This window comes from Pseudofrankia saprophytica, from assembly GCF_000235425.2.
Classification (GTDB): Bacteria; Actinomycetota; Actinomycetes; order Frankiales; family Frankiaceae; genus Pseudofrankia; species Pseudofrankia saprophytica.
Genome location: NZ_KI912266.1, coordinates 7,076,018 through 7,100,768, shown reverse-complemented (window position 1 = coordinate 7,100,768; position 24,751 = coordinate 7,076,018). Strand labels below are relative to the sequence as shown.

Genomic DNA, 24,751 nt, shown 5'->3' with positions numbered 1-24,751 from the left:
TGTCGGCCCGGCCCGCGGCTGAGCCCGCGGGCCGGGCCGCCGGGGTGGCCTGGGCGGATGTGCCTCGGCGCCAGGGGCCGCGTGGATCCTGTCGGATCGGTGAACTAGCCAAGAGCGGGCGCCCGGTGCTCGTAGAGTGCCGCGTGGGGGGCCGAAAGGAGGCTGGTGACCACCTACGCGGCGCTGCTGCGCGGGATCAATGTTGGTGGCGTCAAGGTCGACATGGCCGACCTGCACGCCGTCTTCTCCGGACTCGGGTACGCCGGGATCTCGACCTATCTGCGGACCGGCAACGTGCTGTTCGGCACCGAGGCGCCCAGGTCCGCGCTCGCGGCCGACATCGAGGCGCGCATCGACCGGGAGATCGGCGTGCGCACCACGGTCCTGCTGCGCAACCGGGACGAGCTCGCCGCGTTGGCCGCCGACAACCCGTTCCTCGACCGCGAGTCCGACCCCACCAAGCTGCACGTCACGTTCCTGGTGGACCGGCCTGGCAAGGCCCGCGTCGCGGGGCTCACCGCCCTCATGGCCGAGGGCGAGGACGTCGCCGTCGTCGGGCGGGAGGTCTACCTGCACTGCCCGCATGGCTATGGGCGCACCAAGCTCAACAACACCGCGATCGAGCGCCGGCTCGAGGTCAGGGCCACCACCCGCAACTGGCGCACGGTGACGGCACTGCGCGACCTCGTCACCGCGGCCTGACCGCCCCGCGCCCCGCCCAGCCGTGGCGCCCCGCCGCTGCCGAGGCGGCGGCGGCCTGACCGATGTGAAGGTCATCGCGGTTGACCGGCAGGCCGGGCGGGCGAGGATGAGGCGTGGCTGAGCGCGGGCGGGTCGTCGTCATCGGTTCCATCAACATGGACGTCGTCGTGACGGTGCCGCGAATGCCGGCGCCGGGCGAGACGCTCGCCGGCGGCTCGGTGCACCAGGTGCCCGGCGGCAAGGGCGCCAACCAGGCCGTGGCCGCGCGCCGGCTTGGCGCCCCGACGGTGCTCGTCGGGGCCGTCGGCACGGACGGCTTCGGGACCGTGCTGTCCGGCTTCCTCGACGCCGAGCGGATCGACATCTCCCGGGTGCGGACCGAGCACGCCCCGTCGGGCACCGCTCTGATCACGGTCGCCGACGGCGGCGAGAACACCGTGATCGTGGTCGCCGGGGCCAACGCCGCGGTGGGCCCGGAGAGGGTGACGGACGCGGCGATCCGCCCGGGCGACGTCGTGCTGCTGCAGGGCGAGATCCCCGCAGAGACGAACGAGTCGGCCGCCCGCGCGGCGCGGGCCGTCGGCGCGGCGACGATCCTCAACCTGGCGCCGTTTCGCGCGCCGAGCCGGGAGCTGCTCGCCGCCGTCGACGTCGTGGTCGTCAACGAGACCGAGTTCGCCCAGCTGGTGGGCGTGGGCGGCGCCGCCCGGGAGGTCGAGGAGTTGCTGCGTTCCGACGCCCGGCTGGCGGTTCCGGACGGCACGCCGCTCGGTGACGTGGTGGTGACGCTGGGAGCCGACGGCGTGTTGGCGCGGATCGGCGGTGAGGTGCTCGCCGTGGCCGGCCGGCGGGTGCCCGTGGTCGACACCACCGGCGCGGGCGACTGCTTCTGCGGCGCGTTCGGCGCGTCACTGGCCGCGGGACTGACCTTGGTCGAGGCTCTCGAACGGGCGAACGCGGCAGCGGGCCTCGCGGTCGGTCGGTTCGGCGCCGGGCCGTCCATGCCCACCGCGGCGGAGGTCGCCGAGGCCCTCAGCGCTGACCCGCCCGCCCGCCGTGTCGCTTTGGGCGCGTCGGGTGGCGAGATGGGGAGCTAATCGCGGTAGCCATGGCACAGTGTGATACGTGGTGGCCAATTCGGTGACCGATTCGACGGCCACGTCGGCGGCTCGCGAGGCGGTGACCGCCGCGGCTGGCACGCGTGCCCCGGCCTGGCGGACGCTCGTCGAGGCCTCGGGGCTGTCGGTCGGCGCGGTGGCCTCCTGGCCGGCGGTGGCGGGCGCCGCGCTGGCCGTGGGGCTGGGCTACGGGCTGCCCGCGGTGACGGCGCTGCGCCGGGTTCGCGGCCGGCTCACCCCCGCCCTGGCCGGTTTCGGCGCCGCCGACCACGTGGCGCTGACCTTCGACGACGGGCCAGACCCGCGGTCCACACCCCATTTCCTCGACGTGCTCGAGGAGCTCGACGTCCGCGCGACCTTCTTCGTCCTCGGCGACGCGGTCAGCCGCGCGCCGGGGCTCGTCGTCGACATGGCCGCCGCCGGGCACGAGCTGGCCATCCACGGCTGGGACCGCAAGCCGATGCTGCTGCGCGGCCCGCTGTCCACCTACGACCAGCTCGCCCGCACCCACGAGCTGGTCGCCGCGGCGACCGGCCGCCCACCCCGGTTCGTCCGGCCGCCCCACGGCATCCTGTCGGCGGCGGTGCTCGCCGCCGCCCATCGCCTCGACCTGACTCCGGTGCTCTGGACGGCGCGCGGACGTGACTGGGAGGCGGGGGCCACGCCGCTGTCCGTCCTCGCCGCCGTCGGGCCCGACCTGCGCGGCGGCGCCACGATCCTCCTGCACGACAGCGACCGTGCCGGCGTGCCCGGCGCGTGGCGCAGCGCGCTGGGTGCCCTGCCCGAGCTCGCCTGCCGATGCGCGGACGCGGCCCTGCGCCTCGGCCCGCTCGCCGAGCACGGCCTGCCCGGCCACCCGCCGCCCGCGCGGATCCCGCGATAGCTCAGGTCTCGGGATACCGCCCGTCGTCCGACGGACGGATAACGACCGGACCGGACCGGCTGCCCGGCGATGCCGGGGCGCCGGCGGGCAGGCTCCTCGGCGGGGCCGCGTATCTCAGCGAGGCTGAGCGGGATCGCGCCGAGGCTGGCTGGGGGCGTCAATCGCCAATTCCTGTCCGGTGCACCCGCCTCGAACCGTGATACGGAATTTCGAGGCAAAGAGAGCACGTAGAGGGCTATTTTGAGCGCCATCGCCTCGTTTTATCGTTCCCCGTTACGATGGCACCTGTAATACCGTACCCGACAGGGAGATGTTGTGCGCGAGGTTGAGGTCAAGTATTCCGTGGTGGACCTGGAGGCGCTGCTTGTCGCTCTCAGGGTTCGGCATGTTTCCCTCGGCGAGGCGGTGTACCAGGACGACCAGGCCTTTGCCCCCTTGAGCTGGTCTTTCGGCGACAGCAAGCTCGGAGTGTCATTCCTGCGGCTGCGTACGGTGGATGGCCGCCATTGGTTCGCCCTTAAGCAGCCTGGTGCGAACGCTCAGGATTGCCTTGAGTACGAGACGGAGGTCGTGGACCGTCAGCAGATGCACGAGGCGATCTTGCGTATGGGTTACCGGGCCACGGTGCGTGTCGCGAAGTCCCGGCGGACCGGCCGGCATGGGAGCACGTCGCTGTGCCTGGACGAGGTCGAAGGCGTAGGGACGTTCTTGGAGCTGGAGCGGATGGTGCCTGACGACGAGCCGGCCGTCACCATCCAGGACGAGCTGACCGCGTTCGTCGCTTCGCTGGGGATCGAAGCTGTGCGTACTACGGAGACCTACGACTCCCTGGTACGGGCCGCTCAGGAGGGAGTAATGCGGATGCCATCCAGTCGGGAGAGCAAGGATGCGGCCAGCACGGCGGCCACCTCCTCACCCGTCTGAGTCCCGATGTCGTGCACGAGGACGGCTCAGCAGGGCGTCCGTCGTCTTCGGCTCAACTGGAGGTCGGCACGGGCTCGGCTTCGGTGACCGTGGTCGCGATCTTCCAATCCCGCCCTCGACGCCACGGACCGGTGCGCTTCAGGCCGTTCTCGGCGAGCAGCATGTCGGCGGCCCGTTCGAGCTCTCCGAGGTCGGCCTCGTGATCTGGCCTGTCGAGTCGGGTGACGCCGGTGTCGCCGATGCTCTCGCCGTCATCATGGCGATGGCGGCCGACGCGGACTTCGCCGGTGTCGTAGTCGGCTTGGGCGCGCAGGTCCATTTCTGTCAACGGATCGCTTTTCGCTGGGAGGGCTTGGGGCTTAGCACCTTCACGGCGGTGGCTCCTTCGGGATGCGGTCCGGGCGGCGCATGACCCACGTCTTGTGGCAGGCGCGGCACTCGACGGTGCTGCGGCCGTCGGAGTCGGTGAACCACGTCCAGCGCTCGGCGGCGGGGTGCGGGCAGGCGCGTTGGACGCGGCGGCGGGCGAACCATCTGCGGATCACGATCGCAACGCTGCGTCAAGGCGTCTGACGGGCGGCCGATCCGTCAGAAGAAAGTCAGGGTGTCGTCGGTGCGTCGGCCCATGGGTGCCGCCATGCGCGTTGTCATCGGTGGCCCGCCAGCCTCGGCATTGTCCGTCGCAACCGCCGGAGCTAGCCGCCAGAGTGCCCATGAGGCAGCCTATGTCTCCGGGTAGAGCGAGTACGACGGGAAGTTGCCGTAGAGGCGTTCGTCGGGGTCGGGGCCGACGGTGACGGCGTGGACGAGGTGCTCGCCGCCGACGAAGGCGCCCTTCCAGGAAGCGCCGCGGCCGCCGAACGGCTCCGCCCGGTCCCCGCGCGAGCGCGGCCGGTTGACGCCGATCTTGAACGCGGCGAGCTCGGCGGACATCCGGCGGGCCTTGTCCTCGTCGTCGCAGGCGAGCGAGGCGACGAGCGCGCCGTTCGAGGCGTTCATAGCGGCCAGCAGCTCCGCCTCCGAGTCGACCACCACGATCGTGTCCACGGGGCCGAACGGCTCGGCGTGGTGCAGCGCGCACGAGGCCGGCGGGGACAGGATCGCCGTCGGCGCGGCGTAGGCGGAGGTGTCCTGGCCGGGCAGGAACCGGCCGTCGGCGAGGCTGCCGCGGTAGAGCGGGACGCCGCCCTTGGCGATCGCCTCCTCGACCCGCCCGGCGAGCTCCGCGGCCTTGACCGCATTGATCAGCGGCCCGAAGTCGAGGTCCGGCAGCGGCTCGTCGTCCCCCCCGACCGCCAGCGGGTGGCCGAACCGGACAGACTCGACGACCGGCAGGTACATCTTCAGGAACTCGTCGAACAGCTGGCGCTGGACGACGTAGCGCGGGTAGGCGGTGCATCGCTGCTTGGCGTACTCGAAGCCCTTGCGCACGTGCCCGGCGAGCAGGTCCCACTGGGAGAACTCCCAGACGCCCCACGCGTTCAGGCCCTCCTGTTCCAGGAAGTGCCGCTTGCCGGTGTCGCAGAGGGCGGCGGCGACCTGGCCGCCGGCCGAGCGGCCGCCGACGAACGCGAGCGCCCCGATCTCCGGCGCCCGCACCAGGGCGCTCGACAGCCGCGAGCCGGGTCCGGAGACCAGCGAGAGCGGGAGACCCTCCCGGCGGGCGAGCGCGCAGGCCAGCGTGAGGCAGGCGGCGCCCCCGTCGGTGGGGGTCTTGGCGATCGCCGCGTTGCCGGCGAGCACCTGCACCAGCATGGCGTGCATGAGGACGCTCATCGGGTAGTTCCAGCTGGCGATGTTGCTGACCGGCCCGGGCAGCGGCGCGCGCTCGGCGAGCATCGGATCGATCTCGTCGAGGTACCAGCGGACGCCGTCGATGGCGCGGTCGACGTCGGTCCTCGCCAGCCGCCACGGCTTGCCGATCTCCCAGACCAGCAGCAGCGCGAGCGTGTCCCGGTGGGCGTCGAGCGCGTCGACGGCGGCGGTCACCCGGGCGCGCCGCTCGACCAGCGGCACGTCCCGCCAGCGCTGGTGCTCCTCGCACGCCGCGCCGATCGCCTCGCGGGCCTCGTCAAGCTGGATCATCGGCGGACCGGCGATGGGGGAGCCGTCGACGGGTGACGCGCTGTGCGCCAGCGGTATGCCCGTCCCCCGCCAGTGGCCGCCCCACAGGTTGAGCAGGCGGCCGTCGCCGAACGCCTCCGGCGCCGCGTCGCCGGCCCGCGCGAACGCGTCCGCCCAGGTGGTGCCGGGGGCAAGGCGCAGGGCGGGCGCCCGGCTGGCGGCGGGCCGCTCGTCGGCGGTGCCTGCGGCCGGTCCGTCGCTGACGGCTGGGTCGCTGGCGCCGGTGGCGCGGCTGGTCCGGGCGGCGGTAACCATAAGCGCAGGGTGCGCCACCGTTCGCGGGCGCGCCAGCCAGTGCCGATTCGTCAATCACCCTGGCCGGCGGGCCAATCACTCTCGGCGGGCGAGCATGACCCCGCGGGCCGGTGGAGGAAATCGATCGCCGATATCTCAAAGCTCTTTAAATGACGTCGTCGGGAACGGGCGGGTGCCGCGGGATCCAGACGCGGTGCCCGTCCGGGCCCCGGGTGACAGGCGCGCCAGAGCCACCACCAACGGTCCGGTCCGGGTGTGGTCCGATGGCGGGCGCCGGGCCGCCGCGCGGGCTGGCCGCGAGCGCCGCGGGTAATCCGACGCGCGTCCCATCTGTTCACTCTTGCGCCAAAAAGGAACCTTGCCGGAGGTACCATCCGGGCATGTCGGAATCGTTGGGCCGTGTCAGGGATCGGCCCGCGTTCTCCGAGCGCCGCGCGGCGCGGGCCTCGATGCAACCGCTAGTACGTGCCTCATCACGTAGAGTGGGCGGGTACCTGAACCGCTATTCGCCGGTAGTCCCATTAGTTACTTCCGAACGATCCGTTCATAGATTTCCGGGTGTGTGATGACGGCCAGTGTCGTTCCGCCGTCGGCCGCTGCGACGGCCGACCCGATCCGGGACACGACTCCGATCCGGGTCCTCGTGGTGGACGACCATGAGCTGTTCCTGCAGGGCCTGCAGACCGTTCTCGAGATAGAGGACGACATCAAGGTCGTCGGCCGCGGCGGCAATGGGCAGGAAGCGGTTTCCCTGGCCGCCGGCACGACGCCGGACATCGTGCTCATGGACGTCCGGATGCCGTTGCGCGACGGGATCGCGGCGACGGGCGCGGTCAAGCGGGCCGTCCCCGGGGTGAAGATCGTCATGCTGACCGTCTCGGACGAGGAGAACGACCTCTTCGAGGCGATCAAAGCCGGTGCCGTCGGCTATCTGCTCAAGTCGATACCGCCGCACGAGGTCGCGGACGCCGTCCGCGCGGTGCATCACGGGCAGAGCCTCATCAGCCCGTCGATGGCCTCCAAGCTGATGGCCGAGTTCGCGAGCATCGCCCGCGGTACCGAGGATCGGCCGCGCCTGCACACGCCCCACCTGACCGCCCGCGAGCTGGAAGTGCTCAAGCTCGTCGCCGAGGGCAGGGCGAACCGCGAGATCGCTCGCAAGCTGTTCATCAGCGAGAACACCGTCAAGAACCACGTTCGTAACATTCTGGACAAACTCCAGCTGCACTCCCGCATGGAAGCCGTCATGTACGCCGTCCGCCAGGGCCTCTTCGATATCGAGTAGCGCCCATGGTGAGGCGCGGAACGGTTCGCCCTGGGCGCCCGTCGGGCGCTCTCCGTGGTGGTATGCCAGGAAACCGTGAATCTGACGGGTGCCGTGGGGCGATGTTCCAAACCTGCCGGATCCACGGTGGTCCGGAGGTTTTCGCCGAGGTGGGCGTTAGGCCGCGTGGGGTGTCGCCACGCGGCTGGGCGTGTCACGATGCGGAGGGCAATGACAGCGGGACCGTCGGCGACGGGACCGCGCCGGGCTGGGGGTGGTGCAGTGGACGTGGCCCAGGCGCGGCGGGCGGCGAGAACGACCAGGTCGGTTGTGTCGACGACGACCATGGCGCTGTCGGCCGCGACGGCGGCGGCCGCGGTCGGGTCGGCCGCGGCGGTCGTGGCGACCGCCAGGATCGCGGCCGTCGTCGCCTCGAGCGCCGCCTCGGCGGCCTCGGCGGTGGCCGTGTCCGCCTCGTCGGTGGCAGCGGCGGCCGCTGCGGACGTCGCCGCGGTCACCACGGCGAACGCCGCGAACGCGGCGGCGGCCACGGTGGCCGCCGCGACCACGGCCATCGCCTCGGCCGCGATCGCGGTCCGAGCCCGAGGACGCGCGGCCGCCCTGCCAGCGGGCATCCTGGACAGCCGTGAGTGTCACGCGACGCGTTCTGAGCGCCCGGCCGGATACCCGCCTCGCCTCGGTCGCGGCTGAGGCGGGTATCCGGCCGGACGATGACCCTTCGGCTCCGGGCGGGCTTCTCCCCGGCGGAGCGGCTCGCCTGACGGGTTCGTCGCCTCTGGACCGCGACCGGCGGCGAGGCTGATGGCCGTCGTGGTGCTCGCCGACGGCCGAGCCGTCGCCGCGACCGACCGAGACCAGGGCCGGGAGCAGGGCCGGGGCCAGGGCCGCGGCAGAGACCGGGACTGGGACCGGGAGAACGACGCCGGCGGGCCGCGACGGCCGGTGGGCGTGCTGGTGGACGATCCGCGGTGCGGCCGGCTGCTTCTCGACTGCGGTGTCGGGGTCGCCACCAGGGCCGCGTTCGCCGGGCTCTCCCTTGCCGGGGTGCGGGTGTTGCCCACCGGCGGTGGACCGGACCGGCTGGACCCGGATCTCCCCGCCAGCGCGGTGCTCGACCGCCCGGAGGCGGCGCCGCCGGGCGTGCGGGTGCTCCCGGCGGGCGGAGGCGAGGTCGCCCTGCTGGTGGAGACGAGCAGGGGAGTGCTGCTGCACTGCCCGGCCGCCGGGCCACTGCCCGCGGTCACCGTGGCCGCGCTGCCCGCGCGGGTGATCCCCACCATTCCGTTGGCGCCGGCGGTGCGCGACCAGCTGGCCGGCGTGACGGTGCTCGCGCCGCCGGCCCCGGGACGGCGCGTCCTGGTCACCGGCGGCGCCCGCTCGGGCAAGTCGGAGCTGGCCGAGCGGATGCTCGCCGGTCGCGCGCGAGTCGTCTACCTGGCGACCGGTGGGACGCCCTCGCCGGACGACGCCGAATGGTCGGCGCGAGTCGCCCGGCACCGCGGCCGGCGGCCGGCGACCTGGTCGACGGTCGAAACCCCGGACGCCGCCGCGGTCCTTGGGTCCGCAGGCCGGCCGGTGCCCGCCGTTCTGTTCGACTGCGTCGGTACCTGGCTCACGGCGGCCATGGACGCCGCCGGGATCTGGGTCCTCGACGAGGACACGGACGTCCACGCGGACGCGACGGCGACCAGCACGGGGGCCCGTCGTGCCGCCGACGCCGCGCTCGCGGGAGCCGTGGATGCCCTGGTGGCGGCCTGGTCCGCGGCCGAGGGACACGTCGTCGCCGTGACCAACGAGGTCGGCTCGGGGGTCGTGCCGGCGACCACCGCCGGCCGCCGGTTCCGCGACGAACTGGGCCGACTCAACGCCCGGCTCGCCGCGGTGGCCGACGAGGTCTGGCTCTGCACGGCCGGCATCGGACAGCGCATCCGCTGACTTCACACCCTTCTCCGGGAGTGTCGGTCTTGGGTACCCGCCGAGGATGAGGCAGGATGATCAGAGCGATACCTGGCGCGGAGCCTGCGTAAGTACGCGGGAACCCTTTGAACGTCGACAACCGTCGAAGAAACGGGCGACAAAGGAGGATCCGGCCATGACGACTCCGGGTGGCGGTGCCGGCGGCGAAGGCCGCCACCGCGACGGCGGTTTCGGCGATCGTGACTACGACGATCCCGGCTACACCGAGCGCGGCTACGACCCTTCCGGCTACGAGGATTCCGGCTACGCCGATCCCGCCTATGCCGATCCCGCTTACGCCGATCCGAGCTACGACATCTCCGGTTTCGGGGGGCACGGCTACCCCGACGAGACCCCGGCACCGTTCCCCGCCGTTCCGGGCGCGGCGGGCGGCCCCGCGCAGCCCGGACCTCCCGGACCTCCCGGGCAGCCCCAGGGCGGCTACACGCCGCCGCTGCCGGAGGACGCCGGCGGTCCCTACGAGCGGCCCCGTCCGCGGCGGCCCGGTGACGCGCCGCCACCCGACCCCTCCTACCGCCGCCAGGCCGCGCCAGGCGGCGTCCAGGACGTCGGGATGGACGACCTGCTGGCGAACAGCGAACCCTACGGGCGCCAGCCACGCCGGCCGCGCCGTGGCTGGCGTGGCGAGCCGGACCCCCGCCGTACCGGCGACCCCACCGAGCCGAGGCCGCCGGCCGGCGGCCAGCCAGGGAGCACGTCGACCCGGCCGGTGCCGGGACCGGGCCAGCCGCCGCCAGGCCCGGGCGCCTTCGGCCGCAGGGTGAGTCATGGCGTCGGTCAGGGGGTCGGCCAGGGCGTTGGCTGGGTGCGCGGCCGGGCGGCCGGCGGGATGACCGCGCTGCGGGCACGGCGGGCCGAGACGCCGGGGCACAGCCGGCGCCGGTCCTCCGCACTCGACCCGGCGGCGCTGCGGGCGCTGCCGATGGCTGTGGGGATGTTCACGGTGCTGCCGCTGCCGGCGAGCCGGTCGGCCCAGGACGCCGCCGAGCCGGGTCTCGGCGGCTGGGCGCTGCGTTGGCTGCCGCTGGTCGGCGCGCTGGTGGGCTTCCTCGGGTGGGCGTTGTCGCTCGTCTTCTGGCGCGGCCACGACGGCGGCGCGGCGTTCCTCGGCGCGGTGGTGTGGGTCGGCGTCCTGGCGCTGCTCACCCGTGGCCTGCACCTGGACGGCCTGGCCGACGTCGCCGACGGGCTGGGCAGCCGTAGGCCGGCGGCGGAGGCCCTGGCGATCATGCGCCAGTCCGACATCGGCCCCTTCGGGGTGGCGGCGGCTGTCGGCGCGGTGCTGCTGCAGATCGCCGCGGCGGCCACCCTGCTGGGCGGCGCGAGTCGCCCCCAGGGGCTGGTGCTGCTCGTCGTGGCCGTCGTCGCTGGCCGGCTGGCCGCCCTCGACGCCGGCCGCCCGGCGGTGCCGCCCGCGCGCCCTGGCGGCTTCGGCGCCGTCGTCGCCGGGACCGCTTCCGTCGCCGTCAGGGCGGTCGCGATCGGCGCGACGCTCGTTCTCGGGTGGCTCCTGCTCGCGCTCACCGCGACCAGCCTCGTGGCGGCGCTGTGGCTGCCGTTCGCCGTTCTCGTCGGGCTCGCCGCCGGCCGACTGGTCACCTGGCACGTGGTTCGCAGGCTCGACGGCATCACCGGCGACGTGTTCGGCGCCGTCATCGAGATCAGCACCACCGTCACCCTGCTGGCGCTGGCCGCCGTGGTCGCGTGGGGCGGCCTGTTGTAGATCCGGCGGATGTCCGTCACGTTCGGGCTCCGGTGACGGATGACTTTCTGTAGCGTCCGCCCTCGGACCGAGAGGAGCCATCCATGAGCCCCGAACCGTCGGACACGTCCGTTCTCGAGAGCCTCGCCGCCAGCATCCGGCCGGTGGACCCGGCCGTCGCGCGGGCCGCCCGCGAGCACCAGGACCGGCTGACCAAGCCACGCGGCTCCCTCGGTCAGCTGGAGGACGTGTCGGTCCGGCTCGCCGCGCTGGCGGGGCGGGTGCCCCCGCCGGTGCCGGCGGCGCCGGCGGTCGCGGTGTTCGTCGGTGACCACGGCGTGCACGCTCAGGGCGTCTCGCCGTGGCCGCGGGAGGTCACCGGCCAGATGGTCGCGAACTTCCTGGCCGGCGGCGCGGTCGTCAACGCGCTCGCCCGCCAGGCCGGTGCCGTGGTGGCGGTGGTGGACGTGGGCATGTCGGTCGAGGCGTCGGCCGTCATCGGCGCCATGCCGGGGCTGGACCGCCGCCGGGTGCGGGCCGGCACCGGCGACATCACCGTCGAGGCCGCGATGAGCAGGGATGAGGCGCTGACGGCGATCGCCGCCGGCGTGGCGGTGGCCGAGGGTCTGCTGCGCGACGGCCATGACCTGCTCGTCACCGGCGACATGGGCATCGCGAACACCACCCCGTCGGCGGCCCTGATCGCCGCGCTGTTGGGCGTGGACCCCGCTGACGTGACCGGTCGGGGCACCGGCGTCGACGACGCGACCCTCGCCCGCAAGGTCGAGGTCGTGCGCCGTGCGGTCGCGCGAGCGGCGGGCGACGGCGTCGGCGCGGACGACCCGCTCGGGGTGCTCGCGTCCGTCGGGGGACTGGAGCACGCGGCGACGGTCGGCTTCGTGCTCGCGGCCGCGGCCGCCCGGGTGCCGGTACTGCTCGACGGGGTGATCGCCTGCTCGTCGGCGCTGGTCGCGGCGGCGCTCGTGCCCGACGCGCGCGCGGCGATGTTCGCCGGGCACAGGTCGGTCGAGCCGGGCGCCTCCGCCGCGCTCGCCGCCCTAGGTCTCGTTCCGCTGCTCGACCTCGGCATGCGCCTCGGTGAGGGCTCGGGCGGGGTGCTGGCCGTGGGCGTCGTCCAGGCCGCGGCCCGTGTCCTCGCCGAGGTCGCCACCTTCGACAGCGCCGGCGTCACCGACAAGAGCGCCGACGACGGCGCACCCGGCGGCAACGCCTGACGGCGCGCCGGCCGGCGAGGCCTGCCGGCTGTGTCTGACGGCGCGCCACGGGCGCTGCCCGTGGCGCGTCCGCGGGCTAGGACCGAGGCCGCGGGGGTAGACCCCCGGGGACGCGAAGGTGGCCGACGGCTGGCTGACCGGTAGCGGACAGGTGTCGACGCTGTCCCGGTCGTTACACGTCCGCGGCCTGACAACACGGGTTCGCGAGGTCCCCGGGCCGGCAGCATGGTCGTCACGCGCAAGGCAGCGCGTAGTGACCGAGGGGATGAGAACGATGCGTGAGCCGTTTCGGACGAGCTTCCTGTCCGCGTCCGTCGCGGCGGCGCCTGAGGAGGCGTGGTGGGTGCTCGCGGGTGACACAGAGCCGGGCGTCGAGGCGCCGGGCGCGATGCTGGCGGGCCGCCAGCTGATCTCCGACTGGCGTACCGGGTCCCCGGTCCGGCTGGTCGCCGCTGGCACCGCCGTCTACGGCACCGTGCTGCGGGCCGCGGCTCCCTACCGGCTGACGTACACCCTCGGCGCGGCGCGCCCCGACGGCGAGGACTCGACGGTCATCGTCACCTGGGAGGTCCTGCCGGCGGCCAACGGCGGCAGCGTGGTCATGCTCGCCGTCGACGACCTGTGCCCGGACGGCTGCGACGACCTGCGCGACGCGTGGGCCGAGGTGCTCGCCGAGGTCCGCTCCCGCCTCGAGGTCCTCTCCCCACCGGTCACCGACCGCCCGAGCTCCTGACCGCCGGCGGTTTTCCTGTCGGCCGTCAGCCGTCAGGCCGGCTGGGCCGAGGTGGCCCGCCGGCCGACGCCGGCTCGCGGGGCTGGTAGACCTTCGCCAGGAACATCTTCTCCCAGACGTAGGGCGTGACCGGCTCGTAGCGCGGGTCGCCCGCGGCGACGAAGGCGGCCAGCGGGGCGACCACGGTGTCGACGTTGGGCAGGTGGAACGTCGCCAGCGACGCGCGCGTCGCGGTGGGGTCCGTGGCCGCGACCACCCGGTGCCGGGTCGACGGCCAGTGGTCGTTGGTCCACCTGCTCATCAGGTCACCGATATTGATCACCAGTGCGTCCTCGCGGACCGGGACCGGGACCCAGGTCCCGTCGAGGTCCTGTACCTGCAGGCCCGCGTAGTCGCCGCGCTGGTGCAGCACGGTCAGCATGCCCGAGTCACTGTGCTCCCGGAAGGTGATTGCGGGTTCGGGGTCGTCGCGGGCCGGCTGTGGCGGATAGCTGTTGATGGAGAAGTCGGACACCGGATGGGTCAGCATCGGGGCGAAGTAGGCCGGGGCAAGGCCGAGCGCGCGGGCGAACAGCTCCATCAGCGTGTCGCCGACCCGCCGCATCTCGGCGAAGCACGCGAGCAGGTCGGCCTGTAGCCCGGCGACCTGCCCGGGCCACACATTGCGAGCGAAGTAATCGCCGTACTGGGCCGGGACGCCGGCGGCGGCCGCGGCGGCCGGGTCGTCGTAGGCGCAGATCTGGAACCGGTGGCACGTCGGTGCTCCGGTCGCCGCACGCATCGTCGACAGGCCGCGGAACGGGTGGCCGTCGGGCGAGGCGAACGCGCCGCGGCCCGCCTCGGGCAGGGCGAGCAGCTCGTCCATCGCCCGGTAGGCGGCGGTCAGAGTCGCCGGAGCGATCCCGTGCCCGACGACCTGCAGGAAGCCCACCCGCGCGCAGGCATGGGCGATCCGGTCGACGGCCGGCGCCGGGTCGCCGCCGGTGACGAAGGAAGCGATGTCGATGACGGGAATGCCTCGGGATGGCTCCGGGTGGTCCGTCACCGCCGAGGTGGTGGGCGACATGGTCACGGCCGCAGCATCGCCGCCACACGTGATGGTCCCGTTGCCTCGCCGTTGCGAGCACGAGACGCGGCCTAGCATGGTCGGGTGCGAGGCGCGGCGGGCGGCGGCGACAGCCCGGCCCCGTCGGACCTCGGCGCCCGGTTCGGGCCGTACTTCGCGCTGGACGTCCTGACTCCTTCTCTTTTTTCTCCTCCTGCCGGCCAGCCGCCGGCGGGCTGGCTTGCGGTGGCCGATCTCTGCGACCCGCGCACCGGCGCGTTCGCGCGCCGGGCAGGCGCGGTGCGGGCGGCGCTCGCCGCCGGGAGCGGACTCGCCGCCGACGCGGTCGATGAACGGGTGGCGGTCTCCGTGGCCCAGCTCGGGGTGTGCGCGCGGCTGGTCGCGCCCGCCCTCGCGCTGACCGTGACCACCGGCCACCCGCCGCGCCTGCGCCCCGAGCTGCTCTACTGGCGCGACAAGCTCGGCGGCCCGTTCCCGCTGGCGCTCGGCGGACCGCTGGCGCCGGCCGGCGCCGCAGTCCCGGGCGCCGCAGTCCCGGGCGCCGCAGTGCCGGGCCGGCTCGCGCGGGGATTCGTGGACGGAGTGCTGCTCCCGGTGGTCGCGCCGCTTGTCTCGGCGATCGAGCGTCACCACCCGGTGTCGTCGAAGATCCTCTGGGGGAACGTGGCGTCAGGTGTCGCGGGGGCCGCGAAGATGATCGGCCTGGCCGAGCCGGCCCTGGCGGCCGGGGCCTGGGGCGTCGCCGGTGCCTTGTGCGCGGGCGACGGGCCACTGCGCGGCGCCGGCGGACTGATCGCCCCGGCCCGGTTCCGGCGGCGCAGCTGCTGCCTCATCTACCGGCTGGACCCGCGCGCCCACGGCGGCCGCGCCAGCCGCACGGCCTACCGGAACGCGTTGTGTGAGGACTGCGTCCTGCACCGTCCGTAGCATCGGCCAGTCATCGTCCGCTCCGGCTGGCCGTCGTCGGCTCGTTTCCGGTCGCTGCCGGCGGGCGGTGGCGGATCGAGAAGAGCATGCTGTCGCGGTCCTGCCACCGTGCCGGCCAGTAAACGGCCTGCCGCTAAAGTGACACCCCCAAGGGGTTCAATCTTGGGCGAGCCGGCGGGCGCGGGCGGAAAGGTGCGGGTGGCGTGGACGCGGTCAGGCGTGGCTATCTCGGCCTGATGCTCTTTATAGCCGCGCTTGTACTCATGCCACTGCTGATCGTCGACTACAACCGGCAGACCGAGGCGAAGGCCGACGACCGCGGGTCATCGGCCGCGGTCGGTCCCGCGACGACCATCGCCCCCACCGCCCGGCCGACCACCGCCAGTCCCGCGGACGGCGGGGCGCCCACTCCCACGGCCTCCACCACTCTCGATACCGGCCCACGGATCTTCGGCTTCCAGGGAGTCGAGGACGGGCAGACCCTGCACGGCGACGTCCAGATCACGCTGGTCACGGTGGGCGATGTCGGGCCGGTCAACTACACGCTGTCCGGTTTCGACAGCCCGTGGCTCGCAGTGAGCTCTCCCTACCTGTTCGCCCCGCATCCGGTGGGCTGGGAGACGGCGGCGGTGCGCAACGGGCAGTACACGTTGACCGCGACGCCGACCAACCCCCAGTTCAGCCCGCGCTCCGTTCGTTTCAGCGTCCAGAACTGACCCGTCCGGGCCACTGGGCCCGTGGTTCGCTTGGGGCGGGCGTGACGCTGCGACCGGGAAACCCTAGTGTCAGAGAGATGGATCGCCTGGTTTGGATCGACTGCGAGATGACGGGCCTCGACCCTGCCTCCGACGTGCTGCTGGAGGTCGCCTGCCTGGTGACCGACGGTGACCTCAACGTCGTGGGCGACGGGCTGGACCTGGTGATCGCGGCTCCCGAGGCGGCCCTCGAGGCGATGGTGCCCGTCGTCACGAACATGCACGAGACCTCCGGCCTGACCGCCGCCGTCCGCGCGTCGACCCTGAGCGTCGCCGAGGCCGAGCGGCAGGTCCTCGCCTACGTGCGCGCCCTCGTCCCGGAGAACCGGCGCGCCCCGCTGTGCGGCAACTCGATCGCCACGGACCGCTCGTTCCTGGCGCGCTACATGCCCGAGCTGGACGGTTACCTGCACTACCGCATGATCGACGTCTCGTCGGTCAAGGAGCTGGCTCGCCGCTGGTACCCGCGCGCCTACTACGCCGCCCCGGCCAAGCGCGGGGGTCATCGCGCCCTCGCCGACATCCGGGAGAGCATCGAGGAGCTCCGGTACTACCGCCGGACCGTCTTCGTCCCGCAGCCCGGCCCGACGACCGACGAGGCGCGGGTCGCCTCGGTCGAGATCCGCGCCGAGGCCGAGACGGCGGCCGCGGCCCGGGCGGCGGCGTCGGACGGCGCCGCCGCGGACCAGCCGTCGCTGGCTCCAACCCCGGCCGAGATCACCGAGGCGTCGGAGCCCGCCCCCAAGGTCTGATTCTCAACGGAACGAAACGGCCCAGCCTGGCGGCGGAGCGACCCGCGGGGCGTCAGACCCGGTGCGGCATCAGCGCGCCCGCCGGAATCACCCCGAGACGCCCGGCCTGGAAGTCGTCGATCGCCTGCTGGAGCTCCTGACGGGTGTTCATGACGAATGGGCCGTACTGCGCCACCGGCTCGCGGATGGGACGTCCGCCGAGCACCAGCACCTCCAGATTCGGGGTGCGCGCCTCCTGCCGCTCGGCCGCGGCCAGCACCACCCGGTCGCCGGCGCCCAGGACCGCGAGCTGGCCGGACTCGATCGCCGTGGCCGCGGGACCCACCGTGCCGGACCCGGCGAGGACGTAGGCGAGCGCGTTGTAGTCCGGGTTCCACGGGATGTCCACCTGGGCGCCGGGGCTCACCGTTACGTGGACCAGCGCGATCGGGGTGTGCGTCGAGCCGGGGCCGCGGTGCTCGCCGACCTCGCCGGCGATGATGCGCAGCAGCGCGCCGCCGTCGGCTGAGGCGAGCAGCGAGACCTGCTCGCCCTCGAGGTTCTGGTAGCGCGGCGGGGAGAACTTGTCCTTGGCTGGCAGGTTGACCCACAGCTGGATGCCGTGGAACAGGCCGCCGCTCTCGACGAGCGCCGCCGGTGGCGTCTCGATGTGCAGGATCCCGGAGCCGGCCGTCATCCACTGGGTGGCGCCGTCGGTGATCAGGCCGCCGCCGCCGTGCGAGTCCTGGTGCTGGAAGGTACCGTCGATCATGTAGGTGACGGTCTCGAAGCCGCGGTGCGGATGCCACGGCGTGCCCTTGGGCTCGCCCGGGGCGTACTCGACCTCGCCCATCTGGTCCATGTGCACGAACGGGTCGAGGTCGGCCTTGCTCACGCCGGCAAAGGCGCGCCGTACCGGGAAGCCTTCACCCTCATAGCCCAACGGTGCCGTGGTGACCTTCCTGACCGGACGGGGGATGTCGCCGAGGCCGGGCTCGGCCAGCCGCGGCAGGGTGACGGTGTCGGCAGTGACGGCGGGCATGAGACCATCCTCCTTGGTTGCATGTGCAACTAGCGGCCAGTGTAACCGTGGCGCCTTCGTCAACCTTCCCGCGCACTGGCCTGCCGCGGGCCGTGCTTGGTCGGGTCGCCGACGCGGGATTGGGGGCGACGGGCGCCCAAGCGCTGCGGGGCGCGCCACGGCGCGCGGACGCTGCGGGCGCGTTGCATGATCGCGTGCCGTTTGGCCAGAGTCCCGACGGACTAGGCTGCGGATGAGCAATGAGAGTGATGGAGCCGCCCACGTCGCCCATGACACGCCGGGACTTTGGTAAACACCGTGTGACGATGGACACCAGTTGCTCCACAGAACGCTACCTTCGGGGGCGTGGATCGCCGATGCTCAAGGCAAGAGCGGATCATCCAGGAACGCATTCTGGGCATCAGTCGGCTGCGGGGCCGTCAGCGGCCCAGGGACAACCGCGGCCCGGCCCACCTCCCGACCCGTCCACCGGACCGTCGACGCCGGCGCTGATGCGCGCAGACCGCTCGGTCGACTACCTTGTGTAGCTGACGCGATGACAGGTAGGCCGGCGCAAAAACCCTGTTGTCGCATCCGCCAGTCCGCCCAGTAGGATGGCGAAGCCCGGTAAGGGGCGCGCCCCGGCAAGCCCGGCCACAGCACGTGGCCGTGTGAGCAGGCCGCATCCCAGACCGGCATGGTGGGTGTAGCTCAGTTGGTAGAGCACCGGGTTGTGGTCCCGGGTGCCGCGGGTTCAAGTCCCGTCACTCACCCGAGCTGGGGCGTCGTGTTCGCCGCCCCTTACGGGAGCGGCTTCCCCTTTGCCGCTATTTCTGCCCAGGGGGACGACCCCCTGGAACCCCCGGGTCGGGGGCCTGCGGCCCCCGACGGTCTGGGGAGCGCTGTTCGCCGCCCCTTACGGGAGCGGCTTCCCCTTTGCCGTAATGTCTGCCCAGGGGGGCGACCCCCTGGAACCCCCCGGGGTCACGGGCCTGCGGCCCCCGACACCCCCGCTGGCTCGCCGCCTTCGGCGGCATTGCGGGTTGGGGCTGGGGTGGTTCTTGCTGAGGTGTTGGGGTTCGTTGCGCTGGGCTGCCGGGGATCGGGGTCCTTGGTGGTGCGCCTTGGTGGCGTGTCGGGTTGCTGACTTGTTTGTGGTGGGTGTCTGGGGGCTTGGCGTCTTTGAGCTGGTAGGTCGCTGGGATTGGCCCCCTCTGGGGCGGGTGCGTTTACGGTGAGTTGTGGGTCTCGCCGGTGGTGGCTTGCCGGATTCGGTTGAATCGCTGGATTCTGTTGCTGACTTCCTGGTCACGTCGGGATCGGCATGGATGCGGGGGCGCCATGAGCGGGCTGGGTTCGGGAGAGCCGCCGGACACGGAGGCGGGCCGGAGTGAGTGGCTGCGGCGCGTTCGTTGGCCGGAGCAGACATTGCTGGGGCGGCTGCCGCAGCGGTCACAGACGGGGCTGCTGGCACTGGGCGGATTCCGGCAGTTCCCGAGCGGCGTGCACCTGATGCGTGAGGGCGACGCGACGACGTTCGTGGCGGTGCTGCTGCGCGGATGGACGAAGGTGACGGCGCTGACGGACACGGGGGGCCTGGCGCTGCTGGCCGTGCGGCACGGCGGGGACCTCATCGGCGAGTTCGCCGGGCTGGACGCCCAGCCGCGGTCGGCGACGGTCACCGCCGTCGGGGGCGTGCTGGCCAAGGTGATCCGGAGCGAGGAGTTCGCCGGATACCTGGCCAGGGATCCTGCAGCCTCGGCCGAGATCAGCCGGAGCATCGTGGCGAAGACGCGGTTCAGCATCCGGCGGCGCGTCGAGTTCGCCGGCAGCCCGGTGGCGGTGCGGGTCGCCCGGGTGCTGGTGGAGCTGGACCGGGCCTACGGGTTCGACCGGACGGAGGGGGGACGGGCGCTGGGAGTGCCACTGACCCAGCAGGAGCTGGCAGCGCTGGTCGGCGCGCACGACCCCACCGTTCACAAGGCGCTGCGGGCGCTGCGCCGGGACAAGATCATCGAGACCGGGTACCGGAGCGTCGTGATTCTTGACCTGCCCGCGCTGCGGACCGCCGCGGGACTGCCGTCGAGTTAGCGCCCCTCCAACAGGCCGTTCCGGAGCACCCCGCCGGGCGCGACTAGGTTTCCTGCGCGGGACGGCGCCGCAGTGGTGCCGGCGCAGGGCGGGAGGTCGCGGTGCTCCGGCTGGTGAAGGCGACTCGGTATGCCACGCCCTTGCGGGAAGGCGGCAGCCTGCCGGGGCTGATGGAGGGCGACGACCTGGGAACCTGGGTGGTCAAGTTCCGAGGCGCCGGACAGGGGCCGCGGTCGCTGGTCGCCGAGGTGGTCGTCGGTGAGCTCGGCAGGGCGCTGGGGCTGCCCGTGCCGGAGCTCGTCGTCATCGACGTGGATCCCAGGCTCGGTCGCGTCGAGCCCGACCAGGAGATCCAGGACCTGCTCAAGGCCAGCGCCGGTGCCAACCTGGGGATGGACTACCTTCCCGGCTCGATCACCTACGACCCGCTGGCCTTCGAGGTGGACCCGGGGCTCGCCGCGCGGGTGATGTGGCTGGACGCGCTGACGCTCAACGTCGACCGGTCGTGGCGGAACCCGAACCTGCTGGTCTGGGGCGGCCGGCCATGGCTGATCGACCACGGCGCCGCGCTCTATCCGCATCACGGCTGGCCGGCCCGGCCCGCCGACGCGCGGCTCCCGGTGCCGGAGCGGGTGCCGGAGCCGGTGCCGGCTGACGAGCGGGTACTGCCCAGGTGGGAGGAGCACGTGCTCCTGCCCGCGCTCGGCGCCGACCCGGCCGGGGCGCTGCGCGCCGCCGACGCCGAGCTCGCGCCGCTGGTCGACGCCGAGCTGGTGCGCTCCGTGGTCGCCCTGGTGCCGGCGGACTGGCTCGACGCGGACCCGGAGCGGTACGTCGGTTGGCTCACCGGGCGCGCCGGCGGCCGGAGGCCGTGGCTCGAGCCGATGACGGTGGCGCGGCCGGCGGCGATCGCGGCCCCGCGCGAGCGGGCCGGCCACCGGGAGGGACCGCCGGCCTGGCTGCGGCTGGCACGCGGGCAGCGGACGGGGGAGGACCGGCGTGGCTGAGCTGTTCGAGTACGCGCTGGTACGCGTGGTGCCGCGCGTCGAGCGCGGCGAGTGCATGAACGTCGGCGTGCTGCTGTGGTGCCAGGGCGCCGGCTACCTCGACCTGCGCTGCGTCCTCGACGGCGAGCGGCTCGCGGCGCTCGACCCGTACCTCGACCTCGCGGCCGTACGCGTTCACCTCGACGCGTTGCACCGGGTGTGCGTCGGCGGCCCGGCGGCGGGAGCGGCGGGCGTGCTGTCGCCCGGCGAGCGGTTCCGCTGGCTCACCGCGCCGCGCAGCACGGTCGTGCAGACCTCACCGGTGCACACCGGGGTCACCGAGAACCCGGCGACCGAGCTGGAGCACCTGGTCGAACTGCTGGTCGACCGGCAGGGCCCGCCGCGTGCGGCGGCTGGTTGAAGGGGCTCTGAGCTGGGCGTATTGTCGAACGTGAGTTCGAAGAGGGCGGCGCGTGGCCAGCTCTGGCGAGGTCAGCTCTGAGGGCACCACCGCCGAGCCACCGCGGCTGACACGGCCTGGCCGAAGGCCGCCGGTGGGCGACCGCCGGCGACGTCACGGGGCGGTGGCGGTGGCTCGGCGCGCCGCGCGTCCGCGTCGCGGCGGTCCTCGGGCACGGCGCGGGCGCCGGCGTGCCGGTGCGGGTCGGCGCCGCCCTCGCGAGGCGGCCGACAGCCGCCCAGCTCCGGGGGGAGGCTGGATGGACGGTGACGGGATGACGGCGCTGGCGGCGCTGCGCCAGGCGCTGGCTGAGATCGAGCCTGCCTCGCTCGCGGACGGCGCCGTCGCCGACCTGGTAGGCCAGCTCGGCGGGGTCATCGCGGCCGCGCAGGCCGCGCTGGTGCGAGCGGTGGGCGCGGCGGACCTGGCCGATGGGTGGGGACGACCGGGGCGTCGCGGCACCGCCGGGGCGAGCGGTCCGGCCGGTCCGGCCGGCACCCGCCCTGGCGGATGCCCGACCGGGCCCGACGGTGCCGGTGACCGCGCCGGTCGGGGCGGGGTGGACGGGCGGCCTACGCTCGTTGGCTGGGTCGCCGGGCGGGCCCGGCTGACCGACGCGACGGCCGCCGCCCTGCTCGGCGCCGCGCGGGCCCTGACCAGTCTGCCGGTGCTGGCGGAGGCGTTCCGCCGCGGTGAGGTGAGCCTCGACCATGTGCTCGCCCTGACGGCGCCGCTGACCAGTCCGCCGCGCCTGGTGGCGCTCGCCGGTCCGGTGGAGGCCGAGCTCACGGCCCTGGCGCGCCGGGCCGGGCCGGCCCAGGTCCGCGCCGCGGTCAACCACTGGCTGCGCGACGCGGACCCGGCCGGCGTCGAGCGGGACGCCGATGCCGCCTGGCGCGCCCGCTCGCTGTCGCTGGTACCGGCACCGCCCGGGTGCGCGGAGGCGCACCCGGGCGGCTGGGTGACGATCGCAGGCTCAGTCCCGGTCGATGACGCCAGGACCGTGCTCGACGCGCTACGGCTGGCGGATCAGGTGACCGCCGGACCGGCTGACGTCCGCGCCCCGGCCCAGCGACGAGCCGACGCGCTGCTCACGGTCGCGAGCTGTTACCTCGCGGCCGCCAGCCACCTCACCACAGCTGCGCGTAGCGAGTCGCCGCCGCCGTGTTCTGGTACAGGCAGTGCGGTCCCTTCGGCCGGTAGATGTTCGAGCCGACATTCTGCATTTCGCAGTTGTTGAAGTACGACTCGTAGTACATGCCACGGCCGGCGCGGGCGACCATCCAGTCGCGCATGAACTGGATGTAGTTGGCGTTGTCACCGCCACCGTTCTCGCCGGACCCGGACGCGACCCCCCACTCGGGGACGCCGAACAGCTTCCCGTGCGCCCGCGCGAAGTTGTACAGCCAGGTGATGCCGCCGGTCGCGTTCGCCTGCGCGTTGAACTGGTCCAGCGTGTACGACGGCGGGTACTGGTCGTACGCGTCGATCGACACGATGTCCACCCACTGGTCGCCCGGGTAGAGGTCGAGCGGGTTGTGGCTCGGCGGGTTCTGCGAGTAGTGCGAGTTGATCGTCCAGTCGAACTTCGGGTCAGGGTTCGCGGTCGCGCGGATCGCGTCCACGACGTGCCGGTAGCAGTTGATGAACGCGGCCGGGTCGGTGCCCGACCACGGGTACCAGTTGCCGTTCGCCTCCCACGCCAGCCGGACGATCGAGTTCTGCCGCCCCGCCGCGTTCAGCGTCTGGCCGAACTGGCGCCAGTTGCTGTCGTAGGCGCCGGTGGCGCACGTCCGCAGCGAGTTGCCGCCCGTCTCCGGGAACGGCGGCACGCTGATCACGAGCTTGCCGGGCCAGCCGGCGAAGTTCGAGTAGACGAACGACTGCCCCACGATCGACTGCCAGCTGTCGCGCGCCGTATAGACCTGCGCCACGTCGCACAGGTTGCCGCGGAACGCGCAGAACGCGTCCACGTCGGCCGGGGTGATCAGCGGGTCGCCGTTGGCCCCGGACAGCCACGGCTCGCCGGAACGGGTGGGGAAGTCCGGCCCGGGCGGCGGCCCGCCGGGGTCCTGAGCGTTGTACGTCTCGGCGCGGTCGAAGGAGACCGCGAACGCCGTCGACGACGCGTTGCGCTGGCCGATGTTCGTGACGACGGCCACATGGTCACCGAACGCGAGCTGGCCGGAGTCGTAGATGAGCGCGTTGCTGGAGCTGGGCGCGTAGGTGTCGACGGTGGTCGTCGTCCGGCTGTCGACGCTGACCGTCAGCAGGCCGCCGGCCTTCTCCTTGACGCCGTAGATCACGATCCGGGTGCCCGTCCAGCGGATCGTGGCCGTGGCACCCGCCGTGAGCGAGTAGCGGAACGACTTGTTCGGCGTCGACGGCTGGCAGCCGCCGCACTGGATCCAGTTCCCGTTGTAACTGACCTGGTCGTCACCGACACCGGTCGCGGTGTCCTCGACCGTCGTCTTGGTTCCGGTGGGCGGGTCCGTGTCGCCCGGGTCGTCCGGGGGCGTGTCGGTGAAGACCTCGGCGCGGTCGAAGATGACGGCGAACGCCGTCGACGACGCGTTGCGCCGGCCCAGGTTGGTCAGGACCGCGGTGTGCACGCCGTTCGCGAGCGTGCCCGAGTCGTAGATGACCGCGCCGCCCGAGGTGGGGGCGTAGGTGTCGATGGTGGTCGCCGGTCCGTTGTCGACCTTCACGGAGGCGATGCCGCCGGCGCGCTCCTTGACACCGTAGATCTTGATCTGGGTGCCGGTGAACGAGACGCTGGCGGTCGCGCCGGCCTGCAGGGAGTAGCGGAACGAGTGGTTGGGGGTGTCGGGAGCGCAGCCGCCGCAGAGCGTCCAGGTGCCGCCGTAGCTGACCTGGCCGACGCCCGCGCCGACCGCGGTGTCCTCGATGACGCCCGTGGCCGCGGCGAGCGGGGTGAGCTCGCCGACGCGGACCACGGTCTGCCGCAGTTCGTCGTCGGTGAGTGGCTCGGTGGCCGGCGCGGCGGTGGTGAGGATCGGGAACTGGCTGATCCCCGTGGTGGCCGGCGGCTGGACCGTGGTGTGCAGGACGCCCGGTAGGGTGCTCGGATCGACGTCGGCGAAGGGAAGCACCGACGCGTCGGCGGAGGCGGTCGCGCTCGGGACGACCAGCGCGCCGAGCAGCAGCGCCACCACGACGAGGATCGGCCGGTGTGGGCCGCCGGTCGACCATCGCCGGCCGGCCCGGTGCCGGCGGCCGGCGCGGTGGGCCGGCCGGGTCCGGCCCGGTGGTCCGCCGTGTTCGGGCGGTTCGGGGGACGTCGCCAGGCCAGGCTGGCTGCCTGGCCGCCGCGGTGCCGGGCGCTGTCGGGATGAGCCGAAAGGTCCGCGGGCGGGACGGCGGTGCCGGCTGGCGCGCGCTGGCGGAGCGTGTTGGTGGGTGGAGGTAGGTCCGCCGACGGCCTCGCGTGTGGCTTCGGCCGGGTCTTCGGTCGGTTTCGATGGGGGTCCGGTTCCCAGGGGCGAGTTTCCCAGGGGCACTGAGTCATCCCTTCGTCCCGGGCCGGATGACTCTTGACGCCACCCCAATGGCCCGAAGCGGTCGACTAACACCCGGACCATAAGCAGAGAGTAACCAGTGATTGCTCTACGTAGCGGATGTTCGGAGGTTCGAGAGCGACACCCCGCGCTTCACCGTGACCCGGTAGGAGTGCCGCGTTCGGTCCGCATCCGCTCGCCGGCTCTCATCCGCGCCAGCGAGACCCGGCACGCGGTCGGGTCTCGGGTGGGGTCGTG

General features: G+C 73.3%; 23 protein-coding genes and 1 tRNA gene. 18 read left to right on the top strand and 6 right to left on the bottom strand.

Translation table 11 applies throughout. The features are described from left to right. Nucleotides 1–165: 165 nt before the first annotated feature. The 4 genes from FRCN3DRAFT_RS0229905 to FRCN3DRAFT_RS0229890 all read left to right on the top strand — a co-directional run bounded on the left by FRCN3DRAFT_RS0229905 (nucleotide 166) and on the right by FRCN3DRAFT_RS0229890 (nucleotide 3,627). Nucleotides 166–702 (top strand): DUF1697 domain-containing protein, encoded by a 537-nt coding sequence (locus FRCN3DRAFT_RS0229905; protein ID WP_007515904.1) that lies wholly within the window; start codon nucleotides 166–168, stop codon nucleotides 700–702. Nucleotides 703–815: 113 nt separating this feature from the next. Further along, nucleotides 816–1,799, top strand: coding sequence for a ribokinase (locus FRCN3DRAFT_RS0229900; protein ID WP_007515903.1), 984 nt, complete (start codon nucleotides 816–818; stop codon nucleotides 1,797–1,799). A gap of 43 nt (nucleotides 1,800–1,842) precedes the next feature. Further along, nucleotides 1,843–2,703, top strand: coding sequence for a polysaccharide deacetylase family protein (locus FRCN3DRAFT_RS0229895; protein WP_007515902.1), 861 nt, complete (start codon nucleotides 1,843–1,845; stop codon nucleotides 2,701–2,703). 315 nt (nucleotides 2,704–3,018) lie between these two features. Next, nucleotides 3,019–3,627 carry a class IV adenylate cyclase gene (locus FRCN3DRAFT_RS0229890; protein ID WP_007515901.1) on the top strand — a complete coding sequence of 203 codons (609 nt, stop codon included), beginning with the start codon at nucleotides 3,019–3,021 and terminating at the stop codon, nucleotides 3,625–3,627. A 52-nt stretch (nucleotides 3,628–3,679) separates the two neighbouring features. Here the strand turns inward: FRCN3DRAFT_RS0229890 and FRCN3DRAFT_RS0229885 are convergent, their stop codons facing one another. From FRCN3DRAFT_RS0229885 to FRCN3DRAFT_RS0229875, 3 genes are all read right to left on the bottom strand, one after another. Continuing rightward, nucleotides 3,680–3,946: a hypothetical protein gene (locus FRCN3DRAFT_RS0229885; protein WP_007515900.1), complete on the bottom strand. Its 267-nt coding sequence runs from the start codon at nucleotides 3,944–3,946 to the stop codon at nucleotides 3,680–3,682. A gap of 49 nt (nucleotides 3,947–3,995) precedes the next feature. After that, a complete protein-coding gene (locus tag FRCN3DRAFT_RS54420) occupies nucleotides 3,996–4,172 on the bottom strand; it encodes a hypothetical protein (protein ID WP_157845276.1) in 177 nt (58 codons plus the stop codon). Nucleotides 4,173–4,350: 178 nt separating this feature from the next. After that, complete coding sequence (locus tag FRCN3DRAFT_RS0229875) at nucleotides 4,351–6,006, bottom strand: aldehyde dehydrogenase family protein (RefSeq protein WP_007515898.1); 1,656 nt, start codon at nucleotides 6,004–6,006, stop codon at nucleotides 4,351–4,353. A gap of 565 nt (nucleotides 6,007–6,571) precedes the next feature. On the opposite strand from FRCN3DRAFT_RS0229875, the gene FRCN3DRAFT_RS0229870 reads away from it, so the two are divergent. From FRCN3DRAFT_RS0229870 to FRCN3DRAFT_RS0229845, 6 genes are all read left to right on the top strand, one after another. Continuing rightward, the gene (locus FRCN3DRAFT_RS0229870) at nucleotides 6,572–7,291 is read left to right on the top strand and encodes a response regulator (protein WP_007515897.1); all 720 of its coding nucleotides are present in this window, start codon (nucleotides 6,572–6,574) and stop codon (nucleotides 7,289–7,291) included. A gap of 309 nt (nucleotides 7,292–7,600) precedes the next feature. Continuing rightward, a complete protein-coding gene (locus tag FRCN3DRAFT_RS49985; protein WP_007515896.1) occupies nucleotides 7,601–7,981 on the top strand; it encodes a hypothetical protein in 381 nt (126 codons plus the stop codon). Nucleotides 7,982–8,092: 111 nt separating this feature from the next. Further along, on the top strand, nucleotides 8,093–9,226 hold the full coding sequence (cobU, locus tag FRCN3DRAFT_RS52055; RefSeq protein WP_007515895.1) for a bifunctional adenosylcobinamide kinase/adenosylcobinamide-phosphate guanylyltransferase: 1,134 nt from the start codon (nucleotides 8,093–8,095) through the stop codon (nucleotides 9,224–9,226). 157 nt (nucleotides 9,227–9,383) lie between these two features. Continuing rightward, on the top strand, nucleotides 9,384–10,991 hold the full coding sequence (locus FRCN3DRAFT_RS52050; RefSeq protein ID WP_007515894.1) for an adenosylcobinamide-GDP ribazoletransferase: 1,608 nt from the start codon (nucleotides 9,384–9,386) through the stop codon (nucleotides 10,989–10,991). An 83-nt stretch (nucleotides 10,992–11,074) separates the two neighbouring features. Then, nucleotides 11,075–12,205 carry a nicotinate-nucleotide--dimethylbenzimidazole phosphoribosyltransferase gene (gene cobT / locus FRCN3DRAFT_RS0229850; protein WP_007515893.1) on the top strand — a complete coding sequence of 377 codons (1,131 nt, stop codon included), beginning with the start codon at nucleotides 11,075–11,077 and terminating at the stop codon, nucleotides 12,203–12,205. Between the two features lie 274 nt (nucleotides 12,206–12,479). Beyond that, entirely contained in the window at nucleotides 12,480–12,938 is a 459-nt protein-coding gene (locus FRCN3DRAFT_RS0229845; RefSeq protein ID WP_007515892.1) for an SRPBCC family protein, read from the top strand. 25 nt (nucleotides 12,939–12,963) lie between these two features. On the opposite strand, the gene FRCN3DRAFT_RS0229840 is transcribed toward FRCN3DRAFT_RS0229845, so the two are convergent. Beyond that, the gene (locus FRCN3DRAFT_RS0229840) at nucleotides 12,964–14,004 is read right to left on the bottom strand and encodes an isopenicillin N synthase family dioxygenase (RefSeq protein WP_007515891.1); all 1,041 of its coding nucleotides are present in this window, start codon (nucleotides 14,002–14,004) and stop codon (nucleotides 12,964–12,966) included. 84 nt (nucleotides 14,005–14,088) lie between these two features. On the opposite strand from FRCN3DRAFT_RS0229840, the gene FRCN3DRAFT_RS0229835 reads away from it, so the two are divergent. The 3 genes from FRCN3DRAFT_RS0229835 to orn all read left to right on the top strand — a co-directional run bounded on the left by FRCN3DRAFT_RS0229835 (nucleotide 14,089) and on the right by orn (nucleotide 16,438). Next, entirely contained in the window at nucleotides 14,089–14,931 is an 843-nt protein-coding gene (locus FRCN3DRAFT_RS0229835) for an iron reductase (RefSeq protein ID WP_007515890.1), read from the top strand. Between the two features lie 203 nt (nucleotides 14,932–15,134). Continuing rightward, nucleotides 15,135–15,647, top strand: a complete 513-nt coding sequence (locus FRCN3DRAFT_RS54415; protein WP_007515889.1) for a hypothetical protein — start codon at nucleotides 15,135–15,137, stop codon at nucleotides 15,645–15,647. Between the two features lie 77 nt (nucleotides 15,648–15,724). After that, the gene (gene orn / locus FRCN3DRAFT_RS46990; RefSeq protein WP_007515888.1) at nucleotides 15,725–16,438 is read left to right on the top strand and encodes an oligoribonuclease; all 714 of its coding nucleotides are present in this window, start codon (nucleotides 15,725–15,727) and stop codon (nucleotides 16,436–16,438) included. A 52-nt stretch (nucleotides 16,439–16,490) separates the two neighbouring features. On the opposite strand, the gene FRCN3DRAFT_RS0229820 is transcribed toward orn, so the two are convergent. Next, nucleotides 16,491–17,459 (bottom strand): pirin family protein, encoded by a 969-nt coding sequence (locus tag FRCN3DRAFT_RS0229820; RefSeq protein ID WP_007515887.1) that lies wholly within the window; start codon nucleotides 17,457–17,459, stop codon nucleotides 16,491–16,493. A gap of 679 nt (nucleotides 17,460–18,138) precedes the next feature. Here FRCN3DRAFT_RS0229820 and FRCN3DRAFT_RS0229815 point away from each other — a divergent pair. The 5 genes from FRCN3DRAFT_RS0229815 (at nucleotide 18,139) to FRCN3DRAFT_RS46985 (ending at nucleotide 22,215) form a co-directional block, all read left to right on the top strand. Continuing rightward, a tRNA-His gene (locus tag FRCN3DRAFT_RS0229815) sits at nucleotides 18,139–18,211 on the top strand. Nucleotides 18,212–18,779: 568 nt separating this feature from the next. Continuing rightward, entirely contained in the window at nucleotides 18,780–19,529 is a 750-nt protein-coding gene (locus FRCN3DRAFT_RS0229810; protein ID WP_007515886.1) for a Crp/Fnr family transcriptional regulator, read from the top strand. Nucleotides 19,530–19,630: 101 nt separating this feature from the next. After that, nucleotides 19,631–20,536, top strand: a complete 906-nt coding sequence (locus FRCN3DRAFT_RS0229805; protein ID WP_007515885.1) for a HipA family kinase — start codon at nucleotides 19,631–19,633, stop codon at nucleotides 20,534–20,536. Further along, nucleotides 20,529–20,936: a DUF3037 domain-containing protein gene (locus FRCN3DRAFT_RS0229800; RefSeq protein ID WP_007515884.1), complete on the top strand. Its 408-nt coding sequence runs from the start codon at nucleotides 20,529–20,531 to the stop codon at nucleotides 20,934–20,936. The genes FRCN3DRAFT_RS0229805 and FRCN3DRAFT_RS0229800 overlap by 8 nt, the downstream gene beginning before the upstream one ends. Before the next feature lie 298 nt (nucleotides 20,937–21,234). Continuing rightward, nucleotides 21,235–22,215: a DUF222 domain-containing protein gene (locus FRCN3DRAFT_RS46985; RefSeq protein WP_007515883.1), complete on the top strand. Its 981-nt coding sequence runs from the start codon at nucleotides 21,235–21,237 to the stop codon at nucleotides 22,213–22,215. Here FRCN3DRAFT_RS46985 and FRCN3DRAFT_RS0229790 read toward each other — a convergent pair. After that, nucleotides 22,106–24,148 (bottom strand): glycoside hydrolase family 26 protein, encoded by a 2,043-nt coding sequence (locus FRCN3DRAFT_RS0229790; protein ID WP_232794195.1) that lies wholly within the window; start codon nucleotides 24,146–24,148, stop codon nucleotides 22,106–22,108. The genes FRCN3DRAFT_RS46985 and FRCN3DRAFT_RS0229790 overlap by 110 nt on opposite strands. Between the last annotated feature and the right edge of the window lie 603 nt (nucleotides 24,149–24,751).

What these genes read in the sequence shown, in the direction of transcription:
- cobT (WP_007515893.1), top strand. Translation starts at nt 11,075, where the DNA reads ATGAGCCCCGAACCGTCGGACACGTCCGTTCTCGAGAGCCTCGCCGCC.
- FRCN3DRAFT_RS0229840 (WP_007515891.1), bottom strand. Translation starts at nt 14,004, where the DNA reads ATGTCGCCCACCACCTCGGCGGTGACGGACCACCCGGAGCCATCCCGA.
- cobU (WP_007515895.1), top strand. Translation starts at nt 8,093, where the DNA reads ATGGCCGTCGTGGTGCTCGCCGACGGCCGAGCCGTCGCCGCGACCGAC.
- FRCN3DRAFT_RS0229870 (WP_007515897.1), top strand. Translation starts at nt 6,572, where the DNA reads ATGACGGCCAGTGTCGTTCCGCCGTCGGCCGCTGCGACGGCCGACCCG.
- FRCN3DRAFT_RS0229820 (WP_007515887.1), bottom strand. Translation starts at nt 17,459, where the DNA reads ATGCCCGCCGTCACTGCCGACACCGTCACCCTGCCGCGGCTGGCCGAG.
- FRCN3DRAFT_RS46985 (WP_007515883.1), top strand. Translation starts at nt 21,235, where the DNA reads ATGGACGGTGACGGGATGACGGCGCTGGCGGCGCTGCGCCAGGCGCTG.
- orn (WP_007515888.1), top strand. Translation starts at nt 15,725, where the DNA reads ATGGATCGCCTGGTTTGGATCGACTGCGAGATGACGGGCCTCGACCCT.
- FRCN3DRAFT_RS0229845 (WP_007515892.1), top strand. Translation starts at nt 12,480, where the DNA reads ATGCGTGAGCCGTTTCGGACGAGCTTCCTGTCCGCGTCCGTCGCGGCG.
- FRCN3DRAFT_RS0229885 (WP_007515900.1), bottom strand. Translation starts at nt 3,946, where the DNA reads ATGGACCTGCGCGCCCAAGCCGACTACGACACCGGCGAAGTCCGCGTC.
- FRCN3DRAFT_RS52050 (WP_007515894.1), top strand. Translation starts at nt 9,384, where the DNA reads ATGACGACTCCGGGTGGCGGTGCCGGCGGCGAAGGCCGCCACCGCGAC.
- FRCN3DRAFT_RS0229810 (WP_007515886.1), top strand. Translation starts at nt 18,780, where the DNA reads ATGAGCGGGCTGGGTTCGGGAGAGCCGCCGGACACGGAGGCGGGCCGG.
- FRCN3DRAFT_RS0229875 (WP_007515898.1), bottom strand. Translation starts at nt 6,006, where the DNA reads ATGGTTACCGCCGCCCGGACCAGCCGCGCCACCGGCGCCAGCGACCCA.